20 protein-coding genes are annotated in these 20,330 nt (G+C 62.8%); 11 read left to right on the forward strand and 9 right to left on the reverse strand.

The genetic code is table 11. The annotated features are described in order from the left end of the window. Window positions 1-10 precede the first annotated feature (10 nt). Window positions 11-718 carry a purine-nucleoside phosphorylase gene (locus FJ418_RS05625; protein ID WP_140864189.1) on the forward strand — a complete coding sequence of 236 codons (708 nt, stop codon included), beginning with the start codon at window positions 11-13 and terminating at the stop codon, window positions 716-718. On the opposite strand, the gene FJ418_RS05630 is transcribed toward FJ418_RS05625, so the two are convergent. Next, window positions 715-1,020, reverse strand: coding sequence for a ribbon-helix-helix domain-containing protein (locus FJ418_RS05630; RefSeq protein ID WP_140652977.1), 306 nt, complete (start codon window positions 1,018-1,020; stop codon window positions 715-717). The genes FJ418_RS05625 and FJ418_RS05630 overlap by 4 nt on opposite strands. 340 nt (window positions 1,021-1,360) lie before the next feature. Here FJ418_RS05630 and FJ418_RS05635 point away from each other — a divergent pair, with 340 nt between their 5' ends. From FJ418_RS05635 to FJ418_RS05645, 3 genes are all read left to right on the forward strand, one after another. Beyond that, window positions 1,361-1,756 (forward strand): VOC family protein, encoded by a 396-nt coding sequence (locus FJ418_RS05635; protein WP_140642927.1) that lies wholly within the window; start codon window positions 1,361-1,363, stop codon window positions 1,754-1,756. Window positions 1,757-1,835: 79 nt separating this feature from the next. Further along, window positions 1,836-2,384: a gluconate 2-dehydrogenase subunit 3 family protein gene (locus FJ418_RS05640; RefSeq protein ID WP_140652979.1), complete on the forward strand. Its 549-nt coding sequence runs from the start codon at window positions 1,836-1,838 to the stop codon at window positions 2,382-2,384. A gap of 48 nt (window positions 2,385-2,432) precedes the next feature. Beyond that, window positions 2,433-4,004: a GMC family oxidoreductase gene (locus FJ418_RS05645; protein ID WP_140652981.1), complete on the forward strand. Its 1,572-nt coding sequence runs from the start codon at window positions 2,433-2,435 to the stop codon at window positions 4,002-4,004. A gap of 58 nt (window positions 4,005-4,062) precedes the next feature. Here FJ418_RS05645 and FJ418_RS05650 read toward each other — a convergent pair whose 3' ends face one another. Next, complete coding sequence (locus tag FJ418_RS05650) at window positions 4,063-4,446, reverse strand: hypothetical protein (protein WP_140642919.1); 384 nt, start codon at window positions 4,444-4,446, stop codon at window positions 4,063-4,065. Window positions 4,447-4,752: 306 nt separating this feature from the next. Between FJ418_RS05650 and urtA the strand changes: the two genes are divergently transcribed. From urtA to FJ418_RS05680, 6 genes are all read left to right on the forward strand, one after another. After that, window positions 4,753-6,063, forward strand: a complete 1,311-nt coding sequence (gene urtA / locus FJ418_RS05655; RefSeq protein ID WP_140782861.1) for an urea ABC transporter substrate-binding protein — start codon at window positions 4,753-4,755, stop codon at window positions 6,061-6,063. Between the two features lie 118 nt (window positions 6,064-6,181). Beyond that, the gene (urtB, locus tag FJ418_RS05660) at window positions 6,182-7,798 is read left to right on the forward strand and encodes an urea ABC transporter permease subunit UrtB (RefSeq protein WP_140864600.1); all 1,617 of its coding nucleotides are present in this window, start codon (window positions 6,182-6,184) and stop codon (window positions 7,796-7,798) included. Next, window positions 7,795-9,018 (forward strand): urea ABC transporter permease subunit UrtC, encoded by a 1,224-nt coding sequence (urtC, locus tag FJ418_RS05665; RefSeq protein WP_140864191.1) that lies wholly within the window; start codon window positions 7,795-7,797, stop codon window positions 9,016-9,018. Before urtB ends, urtC begins: the two co-directional genes overlap by 4 nt. 7 nt (window positions 9,019-9,025) lie before the next feature. Next, window positions 9,026-9,772 (forward strand): urea ABC transporter ATP-binding protein UrtD, encoded by a 747-nt coding sequence (gene urtD / locus FJ418_RS05670; RefSeq protein ID WP_140856888.1) that lies wholly within the window; start codon window positions 9,026-9,028, stop codon window positions 9,770-9,772. Window positions 9,773-9,844: 72 nt separating this feature from the next. Continuing rightward, the gene (urtE, locus tag FJ418_RS05675; protein ID WP_140642909.1) at window positions 9,845-10,540 is read left to right on the forward strand and encodes an urea ABC transporter ATP-binding subunit UrtE; all 696 of its coding nucleotides are present in this window, start codon (window positions 9,845-9,847) and stop codon (window positions 10,538-10,540) included. 404 nt (window positions 10,541-10,944) lie between these two features. Then, window positions 10,945-11,121 (forward strand): hypothetical protein, encoded by a 177-nt coding sequence (locus tag FJ418_RS05680; protein WP_140864193.1) that lies wholly within the window; start codon window positions 10,945-10,947, stop codon window positions 11,119-11,121. 44 nt (window positions 11,122-11,165) lie between these two features. Here FJ418_RS05680 and FJ418_RS05685 read toward each other — a convergent pair whose 3' ends face one another. Beyond that, on the reverse strand, window positions 11,166-12,203 hold the full coding sequence (locus tag FJ418_RS05685) for a DUF1254 domain-containing protein (RefSeq protein WP_140864195.1): 1,038 nt from the start codon (window positions 12,201-12,203) through the stop codon (window positions 11,166-11,168). 111 nt (window positions 12,204-12,314) lie between these two features. Here FJ418_RS05685 and FJ418_RS05690 point away from each other — a divergent pair, with 111 nt between their 5' ends. Beyond that, window positions 12,315-13,214: a LysR family transcriptional regulator gene (locus FJ418_RS05690; protein ID WP_140864197.1), complete on the forward strand. Its 900-nt coding sequence runs from the start codon at window positions 12,315-12,317 to the stop codon at window positions 13,212-13,214. A gap of 20 nt (window positions 13,215-13,234) precedes the next feature. Here the strand turns inward: FJ418_RS05690 and FJ418_RS05695 are convergent, their stop codons facing one another. The 6 genes from FJ418_RS05695 to uvrA form a co-directional block, all read right to left on the reverse strand. Continuing rightward, window positions 13,235-14,386: a GGDEF domain-containing protein gene (locus tag FJ418_RS05695; RefSeq protein ID WP_140864199.1), complete on the reverse strand. Its 1,152-nt coding sequence runs from the start codon at window positions 14,384-14,386 to the stop codon at window positions 13,235-13,237. A gap of 104 nt (window positions 14,387-14,490) precedes the next feature. Continuing rightward, on the reverse strand, window positions 14,491-14,748 hold the full coding sequence (locus tag FJ418_RS05700) for a hypothetical protein (protein ID WP_140864200.1): 258 nt from the start codon (window positions 14,746-14,748) through the stop codon (window positions 14,491-14,493). A 216-nt stretch (window positions 14,749-14,964) separates the two neighbouring features. Continuing rightward, entirely contained in the window at window positions 14,965-15,768 is an 804-nt protein-coding gene (locus FJ418_RS05705; protein ID WP_140864202.1) for a DUF72 domain-containing protein, read from the reverse strand. Window positions 15,769-15,794: 26 nt separating this feature from the next. Then, window positions 15,795-16,253, reverse strand: a complete 459-nt coding sequence (locus FJ418_RS05710; RefSeq protein ID WP_140864204.1) for a GNAT family N-acetyltransferase — start codon at window positions 16,251-16,253, stop codon at window positions 15,795-15,797. Then, a complete protein-coding gene (locus FJ418_RS05715) occupies window positions 16,250-16,660 on the reverse strand; it encodes a DUF302 domain-containing protein (RefSeq protein WP_140652997.1) in 411 nt (136 codons plus the stop codon). The genes FJ418_RS05710 and FJ418_RS05715 overlap by 4 nt, the downstream gene beginning before the upstream one ends. Next, on the reverse strand, window positions 16,660-19,581 hold the full coding sequence (uvrA, locus tag FJ418_RS05720; protein ID WP_140864205.1) for an excinuclease ABC subunit UvrA: 2,922 nt from the start codon (window positions 19,579-19,581) through the stop codon (window positions 16,660-16,662). Before uvrA ends, FJ418_RS05715 begins: the two co-directional genes overlap by 1 nt. Window positions 19,582-20,330: the final 749 nt, after the last annotated feature.

Consider the following 20,330-nt stretch of genomic DNA (forward strand, 5'->3'; position numbering starts at 1 on the left):
ATGGTAGCGCGTGACGCCGCATATCGAGGCGGGCCGGGGGGACTATGCCGAAACGGTGCTGTTGCCGGGCGATCCCGAGCGCGCCCAATGGATGGCGGAAACTTTTCTGGACGCGCCGCGCTGCGTGAACCGTAGAAGAGGCGCGCTAGGCTTCACCGGCCGGTTCCGCGGCAAGCCGGTCAGCATCCAGGCAACCGGCATCGGGGTGTCGTCTTTCCTGATCTATGCCTTCGAGCTGCTGGATTGTTACGGTGCCAAGACACTGATACGCACCGGCACCTGCGGCGGTTTGTCGGAAGATGTGCCCCTGCGCGGCGTCGTCATCTCCAGCGAGGTGCGGGCCGAGGGAGCAATCAGTGGGCAAGTCTTCGGGCTTTATCAGCCGGCCGGGCCGGATCCGGCGCTGCATGCGCTGGCGCTTCGACGCGCGGCCGATCTCGGCATCGCCTGCAGCTCGGGACTGACCGTTTGCAGCGACGTGTTCCACCATCCCGATGGCCGCGCCCGGTTCGACGAGCCGATCGCGCTGGGGGCGTTGGCCGTCGACATGGAGACCAGCGCCCTCTACAGGATTGCGGCGCAGTTCGGCGCGCGAGCGCTGTCGCTGCTCACCGTTGTCGATCATATCGCCACCGGCGAGCTGACCGATTATTCGGAGCGCCAGGCTCTCTTCACCGACATGACCCGGCTGGCGCTCGAAGTCGCGGCCGGGAGCTAGGCGGCTTCCTGCTTCAACGCAGCCTGCTCCTCGGCGTTGGGGCGATGGCCCCGCAGATAGAGCGCGCAGGTGGTGCGCAGCATGGAAGCGAAGTTCGGAATCTGGCCGTTGATCTCGATCGCCTCGTCATAGAGCTTCGAGATGAATTTCGGCGTCGTCAGTCCCTGGCTGTCGGCGATCTCGTCAAGAAGACCCCAGAATGTCGCCTCGAGCTGGATGCTGGTCGAATGGCCGTCGATGCGGATCGACCTGTTGATCTGCCGGTAGCCTTCCGGATCCTGTCCGGCAAAGACTCTGCACATCGGTACCTCCCGTTCTTGTTTGTCTTGGGCGCCGATTGAGTTGCTGGCGCCTTTTTGAACACTGCCTGCGTTTGTCATTTTCGATCCGATGGCCGGCAACGGCAATCGGACTTTCGTCCTTGAAGCGCGCCGCTTGAAACCGTTTCGGCGCGCCCCGCTTCAAGCCTTTGTTTGATGCATGCCGGTCCCCAAAACCGCGGCAGCCTTTGGACAGCATGCAGCTAAAACTGGAGCGACACTAGCCGTTTTCCAGTTCCGTGCGTGGTAATCGGCTGCCACCACCTTTTTTCGCCGGCGCGCATAATCGTTTGCGTAAGCACCAGAAGCTGCGGAGACCGATTTGGCGAAGGCGATCCATTCCATGATCCGGGTTCTCGACGAGGCGCGGTCCGTCGATTTCTACAACAAGGCCTTCGGCCTCGAGATCGCGCAGCGGCTCGATTTCGAGACCTTCACGCTCATCTATCTCAGCAATGGCAGTTCGCTGTTCGAGGTGGAGCTGACGGTGAACAAGGGGCGCACCGAACCCTATGCGCTCGGCGACGGCTACGGCCATCTCGCTGTCTCGGTCGCCGATCTCGACAGCGAGCACGACCGGATCGGCGCGCTCGGCCTCAATCCGAAGAAGATCGTCGAGTTCAACCGCGACGGAGCGCTGATCGCCCGCTTCTTCTTCATCGAGGATCCCGACGGTTACAAGATCGAGGTCCTGCAGCGGGGAGGGCGCTTCCAATAGGGGATATTCGCCGCGGAGGGGCGCGGCGCCAGCAACGGCACTCCCTCAGGGGGTGCGAACAGCAAGCAGGGAGGAAATCATGGTTACAGTCTACGAGAAGAAGCCGGGCTACGAGAAGAAAGCCGGGCTTTCGCGGCGCGAGCTTCTCAAGCGCGGCGGCGCTGGTGCGCTGCTCATCATCGCCGGCAGCGCCGTCATCAGCCCCGAACACGCCTGGGGTCTCGAAACCTCGGCGCTGAAGCCCGAGACGATGGCGACGCTGATCCAGGTGGCGCGCGACATCTATCCGCACGACCAGGTGCCGGACAAATACTACGCCATTGCCGTCAAGGGCCACGACGAGACTGCAGCCAAGGACCCGGCCCACAAGGAGCTGATCGAGAAGGGCATCGCCGAGCTCGACAAGAAGGCCGGCAAAGGCGGCTATCGCGGGCTTGGCTGGGAAGAGGAGCGGGTTGCGCTGCTGACCGGCATCGAGAAGACGCCCTTCTTCCAGGCGGTGCGCGGCGGCCTCGTCGTCAGCCTCTACAACCAGAAGGAGGTGTGGCCGATCTTCGGTTACGAGGGCGAGTCCTACTCCAAGGGCGGCTACATCGCGCGCGGCTTCAACGACATCGAGTGGCTCTGAGCCGCTCTGTCCCGAACCGCATTTCGACAGATTTCATGGGAGGAAACCATGGCAGCATCATTTGATCTCAAGAACGACGGCGTGGTCGTCATCATCGGCTCCGGCGCCGGCGGCGGCACGCTCGGCAACGAACTCGCGCAGAAAGGCATCGACGTCGTCATCCTCGAGGCGGGCGCCCGCCACGAATATGAGGACTTCATCAATGACGAGTGGGATTCCTTTGCCCAGCTTGCCTGGAAGGACAAGCGCACCACCTCGGGCGACTGGCGGGTGGCCAAGGATTTCCCGAACCTGCCGGCCTGGATCGTCAAGTCGGTCGGCGGCTCGACGACGCACTGGGCGGGCGCCTCGCTGCGCTTCCAGGAACATGAGTTCAAGACGGCCTCGACCTACGGCAAGGTCAAGGGCGCGAACCTGCTGGACTGGCCGGTGACGCTGGCCGAGATGGAGCCCTATTACGCCAAGGCCGAAGCCAAGATGGGCGTGACAGGCACCAACAACTGGCCGCGGCTGCCCGGCAACAACAACTTCAAGGTCCTCAAGGCCGGCGCCGACAAACTCGGCTACAAGGAGTGCCACACCGGCAACATGGCCATCAATTCGGTGGAGCGCGACGACCGCAACTCCTGCCAGCAGACCGGCTTCTGCTTCCAGGGCTGCAAATGGGGCGCCAAATGGTCGACGCTCTACACCGAGATCCCGAAGGGCGAGACGACCGGGCATCTGGAAGTCCGGCCGAACTCGATGGCGATCAAGATCAACCATGACGCTTCCGGCAAGGTGACCGGCGTCGTCTATGCCGACAAGGACGGCAAGCTGCAGGAGCAGAAGGCCCGCATCGTCGCGGTCGCCGGCAATTCGATCGAGAGCCCGCGCCTGCTGCTCAATTCGGAATCATCCAAATTCCCGCATGGGCTTGCCAACTCATCCGGGCAGGTGGGCAAGAACTACATGCGCCACACCACCGGCTCGGTCTATGCGATCTTCGACAAGCCGGTGCACATGTATCGCGGTACAACCATGGCCGGCATCATCCGCGACGAGGCGCGCCACGATCCCTCGCGCGGCTTCGTCGGCGGCTATGAGATGGAAACCTTGTCGCTTGGGCTGCCATTCATGGCGGCCTTCCTCAACCCCGGTGGCTGGGGCCGATCCTTCACCACCGCGCTCGACCATTACGACCACATGGCGGGCCTGTGGATCGTCGGCGAGGACATGCCGCGCGAGGAGAACCGCATCACGCTGCACAAGGACGAGAAGGACGAGCACGGCATGCCGATCGCCGACGTCCATTTCGACGACCATCCGAACGACGAAGCAATGCGTGATCATGCCTACAAGCAAGGCCAGGCGCTCTACGCCGCGGTCGGCGCAACGCGGACCTTCCCGACACCGCCTTATCCGTCGACCCACAATCTCGGCACCAACCGGATGAGCGAGAAGCCGGAGGATGGCGTCGTCAACAAGCACGGCCAATCGCACGACATCAAGAACCTGTTCGTTTCCGACGGCAGCCAGTTCACCAGCGGTGCCGCGGAGAACCCGACGCTGACCATCGTGACGCTGGCGATCCGCCAGGCCGACTACATCGCAGCCCAGATGTCGGCAAAGACTATCTGACCTCCCGACTGCCTGCTGGCGCGGGACCCGTGAGGGTTCCGCGCCTTTTTTATGCGGACTATCTTCTGGTGCAGGTCGAGGCCGTGAAGGCACCGTCCTGCTGCTTCATGATGATGTCGAAGGAGGGACCGCTTGGATCGTCCAGCGTCGCCTGGGTCATGGAGATCGAATTGCCGCCGCTGGTGTAGCCGCCGAGCGGACCAAGCCAGGTGATCTCGCCATTGGGATTCATCTGGTAGTTATAGGTTCCCGAAGCGCCAAAGGTCACTGGGCCACTATAGACATTGCCCTTGATGGTGATGTCGCCGAGATTGAGGAACAGGCCGAGCAGGTAGACCTCGCAGTGATAGGCGCCGTCCGGCAACTTGCCATCGGTGAAATCGGCGCGAGCGCCGCCGGCGGCGGAGACAAGAAGCAGGAAACTCAGGATCGTTCGGGCCATGACGTCGCTCGTTTGCTCGGCGACCTTGCCCCATTTTGCCATAGGCCCGCAACGGGGCTGATCAGCCCGGCTCTGCCTTCATGATGAAAGTTTAGGCATTTTTACCATTTGGGCAAAATCTAGGCAGCATTGCGTAAACTTTTCTCAACCCGCTGCATTGCAGCGGATGCGAAAAGTTTCCCGGCTACCGGATAACCGCCTGTAATCTCTCCGTTATCTGAAATTCCGTCGAGCGCATTCCCGTCTGGCACGTCGCTTGCACAGTGTATGTTGCGATGCAAACAATCACGCTTGGGAGTGTGTCATATGAGGGGTAACTTCGCGAAAATTACAAAAATCCTGTCGGCGGGCGTCGTCGCTGCCGGCCTGCTGGCCTCGGCTTCCGCCAAGGCGGCTGAAGACACGATCAAGGTCGGCATCCTCCATTCGCTGTCGGGGACCATGGCGATCTCCGAGACGACGCTGAAGGACGTCATGCTGATGCTCATCGACGAGCAAAACGCCAAGGGCGGCCTGCTCGGCAAGAAACTGGAAGCGGTGGTCGTCGATCCGGCGTCCAACTGGCCGCTCTTCGCCGAAAAGGCGCGCGAGCTGATTTCCAAGGACAAGGTCGCGGCCGTGTTCGGCTGCTGGACCTCGGTGTCGCGCAAATCGGTGCTGCCGGTGTTCTCGGAGCTCGACAACATCCTGTTCTACCCGGTCCAGTATGAGGGCGAGGAGAGCGAGCGCAACGTCTTCTACACCGGTGCGGCGCCGAACCAGCAGGCCATCCCGGCTGTCGATTACCTGATGAGCGCCGATGGCGGTTCGGTGAAGCGCTGGGTGCTCGAAGGCACCGACTACGTCTATCCGCGCACCACCAACAAGATCCTCGAAGCCTATCTGAAAGCGAAGGGCGTGCCGGCCGAGGACATCATGGTCAACTACACGCCGTTCGGCTTCTCCGACTGGCAGACCGAGGTTTCGGCGATCAAGAAATTCGGTTCGGCCGGCAAGAAGACGGCCGTGGTCTCGACCGTCAACGGCGATGCCAACGTGCCGTTCTACAAGGAGCTCGGCAACCAGGGCATCAAGGCCGAGGACATTCCGGTCATGGCCTTCTCCGTCGGCGAGGAAGAACTGGCAGGTCTCGACACCGCGCCGCTCGTCGGCCATCTCGCCGCCTGGAACTATTTCGAAAGCGTCGACACGCCCGAGAACAAGAAGTTCATCGACGACTGGCACAAGTTCATCAAGAACGACAAGCGCACCACCAACGACCCGATGGAAGCCCACTACATCGGCTTCAACATGTGGGTGAAGGCGGTCGAGAAGGCCGGCACCACCGATCCGGACAAGGTCATCGACGCCATGGTCGGCGTGTCGGTGCCGAACCTGACCGGCGGCTATTCGACGATGATGCCCAACCACCACATCACCAAGCCGGTGCTGATCGGCGAAATCCAGGCCGACGGCCAGTTCGAGACCGTCTCGCAAACGCCTGGCCTGGTGATGGGCGACGAGTGGTCCGACTACCTGCCGGACTCCAAGGACCTGATCTCCGATTGGCGCGCCCCGCTCAGCTGCGGCAACTTCAACGTCAAGACCGGCAAGTGCGGCGGCAAGGGTACCAACTGATCCTCCCAGGTCTTTCGGGTCGAGGAGTGGCCCCACGATCCGAGACCGCTGCCCGGGCAGGTTCCTCAACCCGCCCGGGCAAGATCACCGAAACCAGGAAAGCTGCTTGAAGACGACAATGCTGCTGCTGCGCGCAATTGGTCTGATGTTGCTGTTGACGATGGCTGGACTGACGCCGTCGAAGGCGGCCGAGGCCGACCTTCGCGCGTCGATCGCCAAATTCGCGACGGCAACCGGCTTCTCGGCTACCGAGGCCATTGTGCGCGAGCTTGCCGCGAGCGGCGATCCGGCCGTCGAACGACCTCTTTCGGCGCTGGCCGACGGCAATCTCTACATTCGCAAGGGCGACTCACAGGTCTTTGTCGGCAAGGAAGCGGGAGACAGCATCGAATTGCTCGATCCGCTAAGCGGCGAAAAGACGGCCGACGCCGCCAAGGCCGATTTGACCAAGATCAAGGTCAACAACGGATTGCGCCGCACGATCCGCGATGCCCTGGGCACGCTGACGCTGCGCGCCAGGGACGCGAGCGTGCGCCTTGCCGCGGCGATAACGATGTTCAAGACGCCAGACGCGGCGAACATCGAACCGCTCGATGCCGCGATCGCCGCGGAGACCGATCCCGCCGTCAAGTCGATGTTCGATGAGGCGCACGCCGCGTCCATCCTGGTCTCGGATAAGCCGGAGGCGGACAAGCTCGCGGCGATCTCGGTGATCGCGACCCGCGGCGACCGCGACGCGCTCTCGCTGCTCACCTCCGTCGAGGCCAATGCGCAAGGTGCGGTCAAGGACGCGGCAACGGCCGCCATCGGCAAGATCAATTCGACGCTGGCGCTGTGGGATGCCGGGCAGAACATCTGGTACGGCATTTCGCTCGGATCGGTGCTGCTCTTGGCCGCGATCGGACTTGCCATCACCTTCGGCGTCATGGGCGTCATCAACATGGCGCATGGCGAGATGGTGATGCTCGGCGCCTACACCACCTTCGTCGTCCAGCAGGTGATCCGCACCTCGTTCCCCGGCCTGTTCGACTGGTCGCTGGTGATCGCGCTGCCGCTCGCCTTTCTCGTCGCCGCGCTGGTCGGCCTCGCCATCGAGCGCGGCATCATCCGCTTCCTCTACGGCCGGCCGCTGGAAACGCTTTTGGCCACCTGGGGCGTCTCGCTGATCCTGCAGCAGGCGGTGCGCACCATCTTCGGCCCGACCAACCAGGAGGTCGGCAATCCGTCCTGGATGTCGGGTTCGTTCGATGTCGGCCAATTGGCGATCACCTGGAACCGGCTGTGGATCCTGGTGTTCGCGCTCGCCGTGTTCGGCGTGCTGCTCTATGTCATGAAGCGCACGTCCTGGGGGCTGCAGATGCGAGCCGTCACCGCCAACCGGCGCATGGCCGCCTCGATGGGCATCAAGACGCCATGGGTCGACGCGCTGACCTTCGCGCTGGGGTCAGGCATCGCGGGCATTGCCGGCGTGGCGCTCAGCCAGATCGACAATGTCTCGCCCAATCTCGGCCGCGGCTACATCATCGACAGTTTCATGGTCGTGGTCTTCGGCGGCGTCGGCAATCTGTGGGGCACGCTGGTCGGCGCCTTCTCGCTCGGCATCGTCAACAAGTTCCTCGAGCCCTATGCCGGCGCGGTGCTCGGCAAGATCGTCGTCCTGGTGCTGATCATCCTGTTCATCCAAAAACGCCCGCGCGGCCTGTTCGCGCTGAAGGGCAGGGCGGTGGAAGCATGATCGTGAAGCGCTTCTTTTCGGCCGACCGCCGCATCGCCGTCACGATCCTCGCGCTGCTCGCCGCAGCCATCGTCGTGCCGCTGCTCAACCTGGCAGTCTCGCCACAAAACGCCTTCTACATCCCGCCCTACATCGTGGCGCTGGTCGGCAAGTATCTCTGCTACGCGCTGCTGGCGCTCGCGCTCGACCTGGTGTGGGGCTATTGCGGCATTCTTTCGCTCGGCCACGGCGCCTTCTTCGCACTCGGCGGCTATGCGATGGGCATGTATCTGATGCGCCAGATCGGTTCGCGCGGCGTCTATGGCAACCCCATCCTGCCGGATTTCATGGTGTTCCTGAACTACAAGCAACTGCCGTGGTTTTGGCACGGCTTCGACCATTTCTGGTTTGCGGCGCTCATGGTGCTGGCGGTGCCCGGCCTGCTCGCCTTCGTCTTCGGCTGGTTCGCCTTCCGCAGCCGCGTCACCGGCGTCTACCTGTCGATCATCACCCAGGCGATGACCTATGCGCTGCTGCTCGCGTTCTTCCGCAACGACATGGGATTCGGCGGCAACAACGGACTGACCGATTTCAAGGACATACTCGGCTTCAGCGTGCAGGCCGACGCGACGCGCTCGGCGCTGTTTGCGGCGAGCGCCGTCACGCTTGCGCTCGCCGTCTTCGTGACGGCGACGATCGTTCGCTCCAAATACGGCAAGCTGCTGATGGCCGTGCGTGACGCCGAGAGCCGCACCCGCTTCCTCGGCTGGCGGGCCGAGAATGTCAAGCTCTTCGCCTTCACCGTCTCGGCCATCATGGCCGGCATCGCCGGCGCGCTCTACGTGCCGCAGGTCGGCATCATCAATCCCGGCGAGTTCGAGCCGTCCAACTCGATCGAGGTGGTGATCTGGACCGCCGTCGGCGGGCGTGGCACCATCGTCGGCCCGATCATCGGCGCGCTGTTGGTCAACGCCGGCAAATCCTGGTTCACCGGCGTGATGCCGGAATTCTGGCTGTTCGCCCTGGGCGGGCTGTTCGTCGCCGTCACGCTGCTTTTGCCCAAGGGCATCGTCGGCATGTGGGACGGCTGGCGCGGCAGGGCGAAGGCGCTGCGTGCGGCTTCGCTTGCGGCGGAAGCCGGCGCCGATCCGCAGGTGCCCGAACCGAAGGTCGTGCGCTCGGCGGCGACGACACCAGGCGCCTGGTCGGCCACCGGCCCCGAGCCGCAGCCGGCGGAGTGAGCGATCCATGAGCAAGTCCAACACCATCCTTTATCTCGACGGCGTGTCGGTCTCCTTCGACGGTTTTCGCGCCATCAACAATCTATCGCTGGTGCTCGACAAGGGCGAAATGCGAGCGATCATCGGGCCCAATGGCGCCGGCAAGACGACGATGATGGACATCGTCACCGGCAAGACACGGCCCGACGAAGGCGAAGTGTTCTTCGACGGCCAGGTCGATCTCACCCGGCATGACGAGGCCGAGATCGCCATGATGGGCATCGGCCGCAAATTCCAGAAGCCGACCGTCTTCGAAAGCCACAGCGTCGAGGACAATCTCATGCTGGCGCTGAAGGGGCCGCGCTCGATCTTCCCGGCGCTGTTCCATCGCCGCTCGGCCGCCGAGACACGGCGCGTCGACGACATACTCGGCATCATCCGTCTCGGCGACAAGCGCGACGAGTTCGCCGCCAATCTGAGCCACGGCCAGAAGCAATGGCTGGAGATCGGCATGCTCTTGGCGCAGGACCCGAAGCTTCTCCTCGTCGATGAACCGGTCGCCGGCATGACCGATGCCGAGACCGAGGAGACCGCTCGCCTGCTCAAGGATATCGCCCGCGACCATTCGGTGGTGGTCGTCGAGCACGACATGCATTTCGTGCGAGAGCTCGGCGTCAAGGTCACCTGCCTGCACGAGGGCTCGGTGCTGTCGGAAGGCACGCTCGATTTCGTCTCGGCGGACGAGCGCGTCGTCGAAGTCTATCTGGGGCGGTGAAGGATGATCTGGCGGGTTCCGTTCCATCGTTTCGATTTCGCTTTTTTGAAGCGCTGGAGAAGGGGCTGAACCATGCTCGAAGTCTCCAATGCCACGCTGCATTACGGCGCCGCCCAGGCGCTGCGTGGCGTTTCGCTGAAGGCCGGTGCCGGCAAGATCACCTGCGTGCTCGGCCGCAACGGCGTCGGCAAGACAAGTTTGATGAGATCGATCGTCGGCCATCACCGGCTGACGAGCGGAAGCGTTGCCTTCGAGGGGAAGGCGCTCGACCGGAGCGCGGCGTATGATCGCGCCCGGTCGGGCATCGCATTCGTGCCGCAGGGCAGGGAGGTCTTTCCGCTGCTGACGGTGCGCGAGAACCTGGAATCCGGTTTCGCGCCGCTCAGGCGTGCAGACCGTAGTGTTCCGGCACATGTCTTCGAGCTGTTCCCGGTCTTGAAGCAGATGCTGTCGCGCCGCGGCGGCGACCTTTCCGGCGGGCAGCAGCAGCAACTCGCCATAGGCCGGGCGCTGGTGATGCGGCCCAAGCTCCTGGTGCTCGATGAGCCCACCGAAGGCATCCAGCCTTCGATCATAAAGGATATCGGCCGCGCCATCCGCTATCTGCGCGACCAGGCGGGGATCGCGGTGCTTCTGGTCGAGCAATATCTCGACTTCTGCCGGGAGCTTGCCGACGAGGTCAACATCATGGATCGCGGCCAGATCGTGCATACCGGTCCGGCCGAGGACCTCGACAGGGCGGATGTGCGGAAGTTCCTGACAGTGTAGCGCCGGTCGTCATCCTTTAGCGAAGCAAGGAGCGCAGCGACGCCGCGCACCGATGCCGGATGATGCGGCGGTGCAGAATAATAGCCGTTCAACCTCGCTCCTGCCGCCCTACGTTTTGCGCCGTTAGTGACGCTTCGAAGTAACGGAATGGATCCTCAGGTCTTCGCTCCGCTTCGCGTCACTGCGCCCAAGGATGACGAAGTGTTCGACGGCTCTGGTGCGTCGAATACCGCATGCTAATCTTTTCTTGGCCTTGGTGAGTCGGCCGCTTTCCGTATCAGTCGCGAATGAGGGGGAAGGCGCGCGGACACCACCCGCAAGTTCCACGCAAGCAAGCCTGCTTAGCTTTCCCCGCAGTGATTGTCGGTCAACGCGTCCAAAAAGAATCTTGCCAGGGGACGGCGATGGAACGTTTTGTCGAGGACTACCAAAAGCGGCGTCTCACCGAGCGCGTCGATATCATGACCGCGATCAACATCCTGATGTCGCAAGGCTATGACGAGGATCATGTCCTGGATGAGATCACCAAGGTTTTCTATGTCGATCTCGACGCCTTCAACGAAGTGATCTCACACCATTGACGGCTTGCGTTCAATCTCGACTGCAGATGAAACGAGTGCCAACCTCAACTCTCAGGTCGCGCCAACGGAAATAACCACCTGCCGTCGATGATTTCTGCCCGCGGTCGAAAGAGGCGCACCGTGTAGTTCCAACCGGGTGTGATCGGCAGACAATTCAGGACCTGGCCGTCGCACCCGCCGAACTGGATGCTGACGGCACCGTCAGCCCCTTTTTTCGCGGTGAGGCTGTTCACCGAATAGGCGTTATCCTTGTTGGGCTGGAGATAGCCTTCCTTGTTGTAGACGGTGAGTGACCAGAAGCCGTCGACAGGCACTTCCCCAACCGTCAATTTGTGGATCGTGGCGCCGTCGTTCCGCGCAGGCGTCGTCGGAAGATAGAGAGAGTCCTTCTCGGGAGCCCCGCCCCAAAGCATGGCGCTTCCGATCAGATGCTTGACGGGGTCGACCTGATCTTCACTGGCGCCAAACATGCGGCGCGTGTCGGAAACTGTCGTTCCCAACTGCAAGAGCGCCGCCTGCACTTTCTTGAGGCTTGCCTCGTCCCAGTTGGGGACGTCGAACGTGCCTGTCCCTTCCTGAGAGAATTGCACCCTATCCTGCAGCGCGTGAACCTGTTCGATATCTGCCTTATTCGTGTAGTTGACAAGGAAACGCACGACGGCAATCGCATAGCGAGTGCCGATCGTATCCCGGGTTAGCGTGTAACTGCCGGCATCGTAGAAAGTGGCCCGGGTGTATTGATCTTCATTGACGACCTGTAGCCCCATGAAGCGCCTGCCCGCGTCCGGCAGCGTAATGGTCGCCGGCCCGGCGTCGAGATCGACAATCACAAACGAGTACAGCGTGTCGCGGTTGGGGCGAACAATGCCTTGCTGCACGGGAGGGGCGAGCTCGCGGCCATGCCGCAACTTCCCGAAGCCGCCGCTCTTGACCACCCCGGCGAAATAAACATCGGTCTGCGCGCGGTTATAGTTTTCGAATGTGACGGCTTGGGCTGTCGAAGGACTCGCCTGTGCCGACGTGACGGAACTCGCTAGCAACAATGACATGCCTATCAAAATCCTGATGCCGGCCTTCTTCATAGTGCCCTCCGGGTCGGAGATCTTACGATCCCGGGTTTGCTACGCCGGCCAGATGTGGAAGTGAACAGTCAGCCTTGACAGCCATCCTATCAAATATGGTAGGCATGCCGCATGGATTTGAACGCTACGCGGATGTTTGTTGCGGTCGTCCAGGCGGGCAGCCTGTCGGCGGCAGCGACTCGTCTCGGAATACCCCTTCCAACACTGAGCCGCCGTGTCCGGGAACTGGAGCGGCAGCTCAACGTGCAGTTGTTGGCCCGCTCGGCACGCGGCACCAGACTGACTGACGCTGGCATGAGGCTGTACGAGCACGCCGCTCGCGGTGTCGAGGCATTGCTGGAGGCAGAGCAGGCTGTGGTGAGCGACCAGGCCCAGTTGAGAGGACGTTTGCGGCTGTCTTTTCCGCCGACGGTCCAGCCATGGTGGGATTTGCTCGCCGCCTTCCAGCATCGCTATCCGGACATACAGATCTATGTCTACTCAACCGAACGTCGGCTGGACCTGATCGAGGACGGTATCGATATTTCCCTAAGGGTCGGCGCGATCGTTCACGAGGGCATGGTGGCGCGACAGATGATGTCAGTCCGCAATATTCTCGTCGCCAGCCCAAAGTTGGTCGAGCGTTTCGGTATGCCGGTCGATCCCGATGCGCTTCATCGCTTGCCGTGCGCGGTGTGGGCCTCGCGCGTCGATACTCCTGTCCGCTGGCAATTGGGCGACCATGTCATTGAACCGAACGCGATTCTGTCCACCAATGACTATCACCACCTGTTTAGTCGTGCGCTCGGCGGCGATGTTGTGACAGAGTTGCCGCCGTTCCTGGCGGCCACGCCCATTCGCGAGAAGCGCCTGGTGAGGCTGCTACAGCAGTATCCCTTGCCCGAATGGTCAATCAATCTGCTGTATCCGCCACAGCGCCACCGATCGACTATCGTCAGGGCATATCTCGACTTCTGCCAGAGTTACCTCCCGAAGATCGTGCAAGCCTGCGAGATCGATGCCGACGAATAGGTAACGGTTGCGAGCGACAGCTAGCCCGCGCGGCGCAGTGCTGCTGCGAGCACGCGGTTGCGGCCGTCTCGCTTGGCGGCATAGAGCGCCTTGTCGGCGGCCCTGAGCACTTTGTCGAAGCTCATGCCGTCCGTGCTGCCGAAGGCGAAGCCGGCGCTGACCGTGCAGCGCAATGGCCCGGTCTCTGTCTCCACCGTGCGCGCGGCGAAGGCGGCCCTGACACGTTCGGCCGTCGCCTCGGCTGTCTCGGGCAAGGTGCGCCTCAACACCATGGCGAATTCCTCGCCGCCCATGCGGGCAACCGAGTCGCTCGGGCGCAGATCGGCGGAGAGCACTTCGGCAAAGACCTTCAGCACCTCGTCTCCCGCAGCGTGACCGAACTGGTCATTGACCGCCTTGAAGCCGTCGAGGTCAAACACCACCACGGCCGTGAAAGCGCCGACGGGTGTCTTGCCGTGAAGGTCGAACAACGCGCGGCGGTTGAGCAACCCGGTCAAGGCATCGGTCTGCGCCTCGCGCTGATGATGGCGGGCTAGCCGCCCCTGGTTGAGCGCCAGCGACAATGCGCCGATGCCGGTCATGGAGGCGATGACGATGACAAGGCTCAGATCCTCCGCCCAATTGCTCGGCGCATGCCCGAGGACGAGTTTGCCGTCCCATGCCAGCACGGCCGCGCACAGCACGAAGGATGCGGCTGTCAGTGAATAGAGCAGCGCCACGCCGATGAGGTGGACGGGGGCCTCCGCGCGACTCCGCCAATATTGATACGCGGTGCCGAACAGCAGCAGCGCGGCCAGGGCGTTTTCCAGTATGAAGCCCAGCCCGTCATAGCCGATCGCCATGGGCGGCAAGGCGAGAGCATAGGAAATGCCGACGCCAAGCGCGATAAACGGCAAGGGCGAGCGTCTTGTCCTGAATTGATGGGCAGCGCCAAGCATCACGGAAAAGCAGAGCAGCAGCAGCGCCAGCGTCAGCACGCCAAGGGCCGTTCCGGGTCTCTCAATATAAGCCTCGTAGGCAAAGACCTCGGCCACGACGACCAGCACGCTGATCGCCCAAGTCAGCAGGAATTTGTCGGAACGGGCGGTCAGCCATGTTCCGAACAGTGTGAGGCTGAGGCAGGCTGCGGAGAAGCCGACGGCCAGCAGCAATGAATTGTAGTCGAGAAGCATGCACTCGCCCTTGCCGCCGCCGGGTCTCTGCAACCTGTCGTGCGTGCATTAGTGCGGCAAGGAAGTATCGATTACGTTACGATAGCGGTGAAGATGCCATTAATTCAGAAAACCGCCACCAACAATAGCAGGATGATGCCGATCCCCATCATCAGCAGACCCGGCCAGTTCTGTGAGAGGCCGAGGAAACCGAGGCCGCGCCGGCGTGGCTCAAGCGTCGGGCCAGGCGTTGTGAGGTTTGGCATCGGGCGATCGGATGCTGCAGGTGCCGGATCGCTAAGTTCCCCGCGCCTCAGGACCGCACCCGCCATGTACACAATGCCGGCGACAATGAGCAATGCCCCGATGAGGATGACAGCCATATCACCTCGCTTTCTTCGGGCTCTCCCGATGCCGGAGCCCGGGCCATTGTTCCGCGACGCTCAACCGCTATGGAAACCTGCTCCCGGCGAGAAAGGCAAAACGGTCAAGACGCCCCGTAAGTTCCGACGAAGCTGCCGGAGGCAAGGCGCAGCCGACGCCAGGCAGGCAGGATCCGATGCTCAAACAAAAGGATATGGCCGCAGTGAAGGCTCGCCTCAATCGGTTACCCGCTTCATCAGCGCCATGGCGCCGAACGGCGCGCGCACCTTGCCCTCGGTGATGAAGTAGGCGAACACGTCGCGCGGCTTGACCGGAGCATCGGTCTTGGGATCGGCGCGCGGCAAGTCGGCGGGTTGCTTGCCTTGTGCCCATGTCTTCACCCGTCCCGCCCATTCGTCCAGGCCTTTCGGCGTGTAGCAGTCGGGGTTGTCGTCGCTGCCGGTCTGCAGCCGCGCATAGACGAAGTCGCTGGTGACGTCGGCGATCGCCGGATATTTGGCGTGGTCGGCATAGACGATCGCGGCCTTGTATTTTCGGGCGAGCGCCGGGAACTCGGGCACGATGAAGCTGTCGTTGCGCACTTCGAGCGCATGGCGAAGCACCACGCCGTCCTGCTTTTCCGGCAGAAGCTTGAGAAAGGCCTCGAAGTCATCGGCGTCGAATTTCTTGGTCGGCGCGAACTGCCACAGGATTGGGCCGAGCTTGTCGCCGAGCGCGGCGACGCCAGAGCCGAGGAAGCGCATCATCGACTCTCCCGCCTCGCCAAGCACGCGGCGGTTGGTGACGAAGCGGTTGCCCTTGAGCGAGAAGACGAAGCCGTCCGGCGCGTCGTTGGCCCACTTGACGAAAGTCGGTTCCTTGAAGCTGGAATAGTAGGTGCCATTGACCTCGATGCTCGGCACTTGGCGGCTGGCATAGTGCAGCTGTTTGGCCTTGGCGAGCTTCTCCGGATAGAAGGAGGTATCCCAGGGCTCAAAAGTCCAGCCGCCCATGCCGGAGCGGATCTTTCCTTGGCTCATCGTCTTCCTCCTCCGTTGAAATGCGATCAGGCCGCTCGGTCGACCGGCTTAGCCATATCGACCAGGATCCATCCTGATCGGTACGGGTTGGGCCGGCGACCCGTTTCGCGATAGCCGTAGGCCGCATAGAGCGCGATGTTCCGCTCCATGCGCGAATTGGTATAGAGCCGCACCTCCGGCACGCCCCATGACCGCGCTTGCTCGTCGGCGAAGGCCAATAGTGCAATGCCGAGCTTCCGGCCCTGGAAAGCCGGCGCGACGGCGACGCTGAAGATCATGGCGTGGTCGGGATGACGCTCGATGACGATCAATCCGGCGAGCTGTGAGCCTTCTTCCAGCAGCCAGACCTCGCCGCGCTCGATGCGCGGCGCATAATCCTCGGTGACCGGGACCGGCGGTCCGCCGAAGATGGACGTGTAAGGCGCATAGGCTTCGGCGGTTAGCGCGACGACGGCGGCGAGATCGTCGGGGCGGGCCAGTCTCATGATTGGTCCACTCCGGCAGCGGCCGCGACAACCTTTTTCATGCTTGCCGCAATCGTCGCAACGGCGTCGCGGCTGGCGTTGCCAAGGCCATGGCGCTCCGCCAGCCACTGCGCGTCGTTGTAGGACAGCCAGACCTTGCCCTGCTCGTCCTCCCAGGCCAGCGCCTTGATCGGCAGGTCGATGCCGGCTGTTTGCTTGTCCTGCATCAACGGCGTGCCGCCTTTCGGATGGCCGAAGATAAGCAATTCGGTCGGGCGCAGCGGCGCACCGATCTCACGCGCGCCGGCGGCATGGTCGATCCGTGCGAAGACGCGCAATCCGGCGCGCGTGGTGGCGTCAACGAGCCTATCGATCGTCTCTGTGACGCCGAAGCGGCTTTCGACGGAGATCAGGCCGTTCCCTGCCATCACTCTGCCGCTTCGCGTTTGCCTCCGGGGCGCCGCTCCAGAAGCTCCTTCAGGAACTGGCCGGTGTAGCTGCGCTTTTCGCGCACGATCGCTTCCGGGGTGCCCGACGCCACCAGCTCGCCGCCGCCGTCGCCGCCCTCGGGGCCGAGGTCGAGCACCCAGTCGGCGGTCTTGATCACCTCGAGATTGTGCTCGATCACCACCACCGTGTTGCCCTGGTCGACCAGCTCGTGCAGCACTTCAAGCAGCTTGGCGACGTCGTGGAAGTGCAGTCCGGTGGTCGGCTCGTCGAGGATGTAGAGCGTCTTGCCGGTCGCCTTGCGCGACAATTCCTTGGCGAGCTTGATGCGTTGCGCCTCGCCGCCCGACAGCGTCGTCGCCTGCTGGCCGATATGGATGTAGCCGAGGCCGACCTGCTTCAGCGTCTCCAGCTTGTCGCGCACGCCCGGCACCGCCGAGAAGAAGTCGACGCCTTCCTCGACCGTCATGTCGAGCACGTCGGCGATCGACTTGCCCTTGAATAGGACGTCCAGCGTCTCGCGGTTGTAGCGCTTGCCGTGGCAGACGTCGCAAGTGACGTAGACGTCGGGCAGGAAGTGCATCTCGATCTTGATGACGCCGTCGCCCTGGCAGGCCTCGCAGCGGCCGCCCTTGACGTTGAAGGAGAAGCGGCCCGGCTGGTAGCCGCGCGCCTTGGCTTCCGGAAGGCCTGCGAACCAGTCGCGGATTGGCGTGAAGGCGCCGGTATAGGTGGCGGGATTGCTGCGCGGCGTACGGCCAATCGGCGACTGGTCGATGTCGATGACCTTGTCGAGGAATTCCAGCCCCTCGATGCGGTCATGCTCGGCCGGATGCTCGCGCGAGCCCATGATGCGGCGCGAGGCCGCCTTGAACAGGGTCTCGATCAGGAAGGTCGACTTGCCGCCGCCCGACACGCCGGTGACCGCGGTGAAGGTGCCGAGCGGGATTTCCGCCGTCACATTCTTCAGATTGTTGCCGCGCGCGCCGACAACCTTGATGCGCCGGTTTTTCTTCGCTTCGCGCCGCACGCCAGGCGTCGCCACTTCGAGCGCACCCGACAGATATTTGCCGGTGATCGAATTGGGATTGGCCATCACCTGCTGCGGCGTTCCCTGAGCGATGATCTCGCCGCCATGCATGCCGGCGGCGGGGCCCATGTCCACGACGTAGTCGGCATGCAGGATGGCGTCCTCGTCATGCTCGACCACGATCACCGTATTGCCGATATCGCGCAGATGCTTCAGCGTTTCGAGCAAGCGTGAATTGTCGCGCTGGTGCAGGCCGATCGACGGCTCGTCCAGCACATAGAGCACGCCTGTCAGGCCGGAGCCGATCTGCGAGGCCAGCCGGATGCGCTGGCTCTCGCCGCCCGACAGCGTGCCGGAATTGCGCGACAGCGTCAGATAGTCGAGGCCGACATCATTGAGGAAACGCAGCCGCTCGCGGATTTCCTTGAGCACGCGGACCGCGATCTCGTTCTGCTTGTCGTTGAGCTGCGCCGGCAGATCGGTGAACCATTGATCGGCCTTGCGGATCGACTGCTCCGTGACCTCGCCGATATGTTTGCCGCCGATCTTCACCGCCAGCGCTTCAGGCTTCAGCCGGTAGCCGTTGCAGGCCGGGCAGGGGGTGGCCGACATGAAGCGCTCGATCTCCTCGCGCATCCAGGCCGATTCCGTTTCCTTCCAGCGCCGGTCGAGATTGGGGATGACGCCCTCGAAAGTCTTGGTCGTCTTATAGGAGCGCAACCCGTCGTCATACTGGAAGGTGATCTCGCGCTCGCCCGTGCCGCGCAGCACGGCTTCCTGCGCCTCCGTGCTCAGGTCCTTGAACTTGTCGCCGAGCTTGAAGCCATAAGCCTTGCCCAGCGCTTCCAGCGTCTGCGCGTAATAGGGCGAGGTCGACTTCGCCCACGGGCTGATGGCGCCGTCGCGCAGCGAAATGTTCTCGTCCGGCACCACGAGGTTGGGATCGATGGCGCGCTGGCTGCCGAGGCCATCGCAGGTCGGGCAGGCGCCGAACGGGTTGTTGAAGGAGAACAGCCTCGGCTCGATCTCCGGAATGGTGAAGCCGGATACCGGACAGGCAAACTTCTCCGAGAATAGAATGCGCTCATGCGTCTCGTTCTTCGACTTGTTGACCGAGTCCTCGCCGGTCAGGCTGGCGTTGAGCGGCCGGTCGGCGAACTCGGCCACGGCAAGGCCCTCGGCAAGCTTCAGCGCGGTCTCCATCGAATCCGCAAGCCGGGTTGCCAGATCGCCGCGCACGACGATGCGGTCAACGACGACGTCGATGTCGTGCTTGTACTTCTTGTCCAGCGCCGGCACGTCGGCGATCTCGTAGAAGACGCCGTCGACCTTGACGCGCTGGAAGCCCTTCTTCTGCAGCTCAAGCAGTTCCTTGCGGTACTCGCCCTTGCGACCGCGCACGATCGGCGCCAGCAGGAACAGGCGCGTGCCTTCGTCGAGCGCGAGCACGCGGTCGACCATCTGGCTGACCGTCTGGCTCTCGATCGGCAGGCCGGTGGCCGGCGAATAGGGAATGCCGACACGCGCGAACAGCAGGCGCATGTAGTCGTAGATTTCGGTGACCGTTCCGACCGTCGAGCGCGGGTTCTTCGAGGTGGTCTTCTGCTCGATCGAGATGGCGGGCGACAGGCCGTCGATCTGGTCGACGTCCGGCTTCTGCATCATCTCCAGGAACTGGCGGGCATAGGCCGACAGGCTCTCGACATAGCGGCGCTGGCCCTCGGCATAGATGGTGTCGAAGGCGAGCGACGACTTACCGGAGCCCGACAGTCCGGTCATCACGATCAGGCTGTCGCGCGGCAGGTCGAGATCGATGTTCTTGAGATTGTGTTCGCGCGCCCCGCGAATGGAAAGGTATTTATGGTCGGCCATCGCCGGTCGCCGCCTCAAGTCTGGAATGTGGTGGATTGGCGGGTTTTCCCCGGCCATCCCTTATGTAGGTGGTTTCGCCGCCAAGTCGAGTGACGCCACACATCTCGACAACAAGCGTTTAACCGCCTTTCGCGCGAGCGGGCAAGCTGAAAGAACAAAGGCCGAACACGCTCCTGACAAAACTGTGGAAACAGAGAGCGCCTGCGCCGCGTCCGAACCGGTTCACGAAGGCGCTCGACTTACCTGGACGTAACCTCCGCGATCACATTTTTCGGTAACCGGCTATTCAACGGTTGACGTGTCGGACTGGGGGGAGCAGTCTCGAAAGCGTCAACGAAGCTGGCCGTCTTTCGATGGCCTCGCCGCCCAACTGGCGGCCTGCGAGACGCCGCAGGCGATAGCGATTAGCGCTTCGAACGACATTGTCGCAACGGACCCAGGAGCGGAGCATGACGCCACCGGACAGTCCCTTGAGGCTCCACACGGAGATGGAGCCGCGGCGGGCATAAGTGCCAGGGCAGACTTGAAACGCCAGCCCGACAAACCGTGACTTGCCGATTCCCTACAATTAGAGACGATAGTCGGATCGTCGGTTGAACGCCGCGTTGCATCCGAAACAGAACGCCGGCAGTCCACTCCCGGCTAAAGTTGGATTTCAGATCCATGAAGCCCCATCCATCTGCGCAGCAGGGATGGGGCTTACATTTTTGCGCTCTTGCGTTCTTTGGCCTGCGCCACAGGCGCCGACT

Origin of the sequence: Mesorhizobium sp. B2-8-3, assembly GCF_006440815.1 — a bacterium.
In the GTDB taxonomy this organism is placed as follows: domain Bacteria; phylum Pseudomonadota; class Alphaproteobacteria; order Rhizobiales; family Rhizobiaceae; genus Mesorhizobium.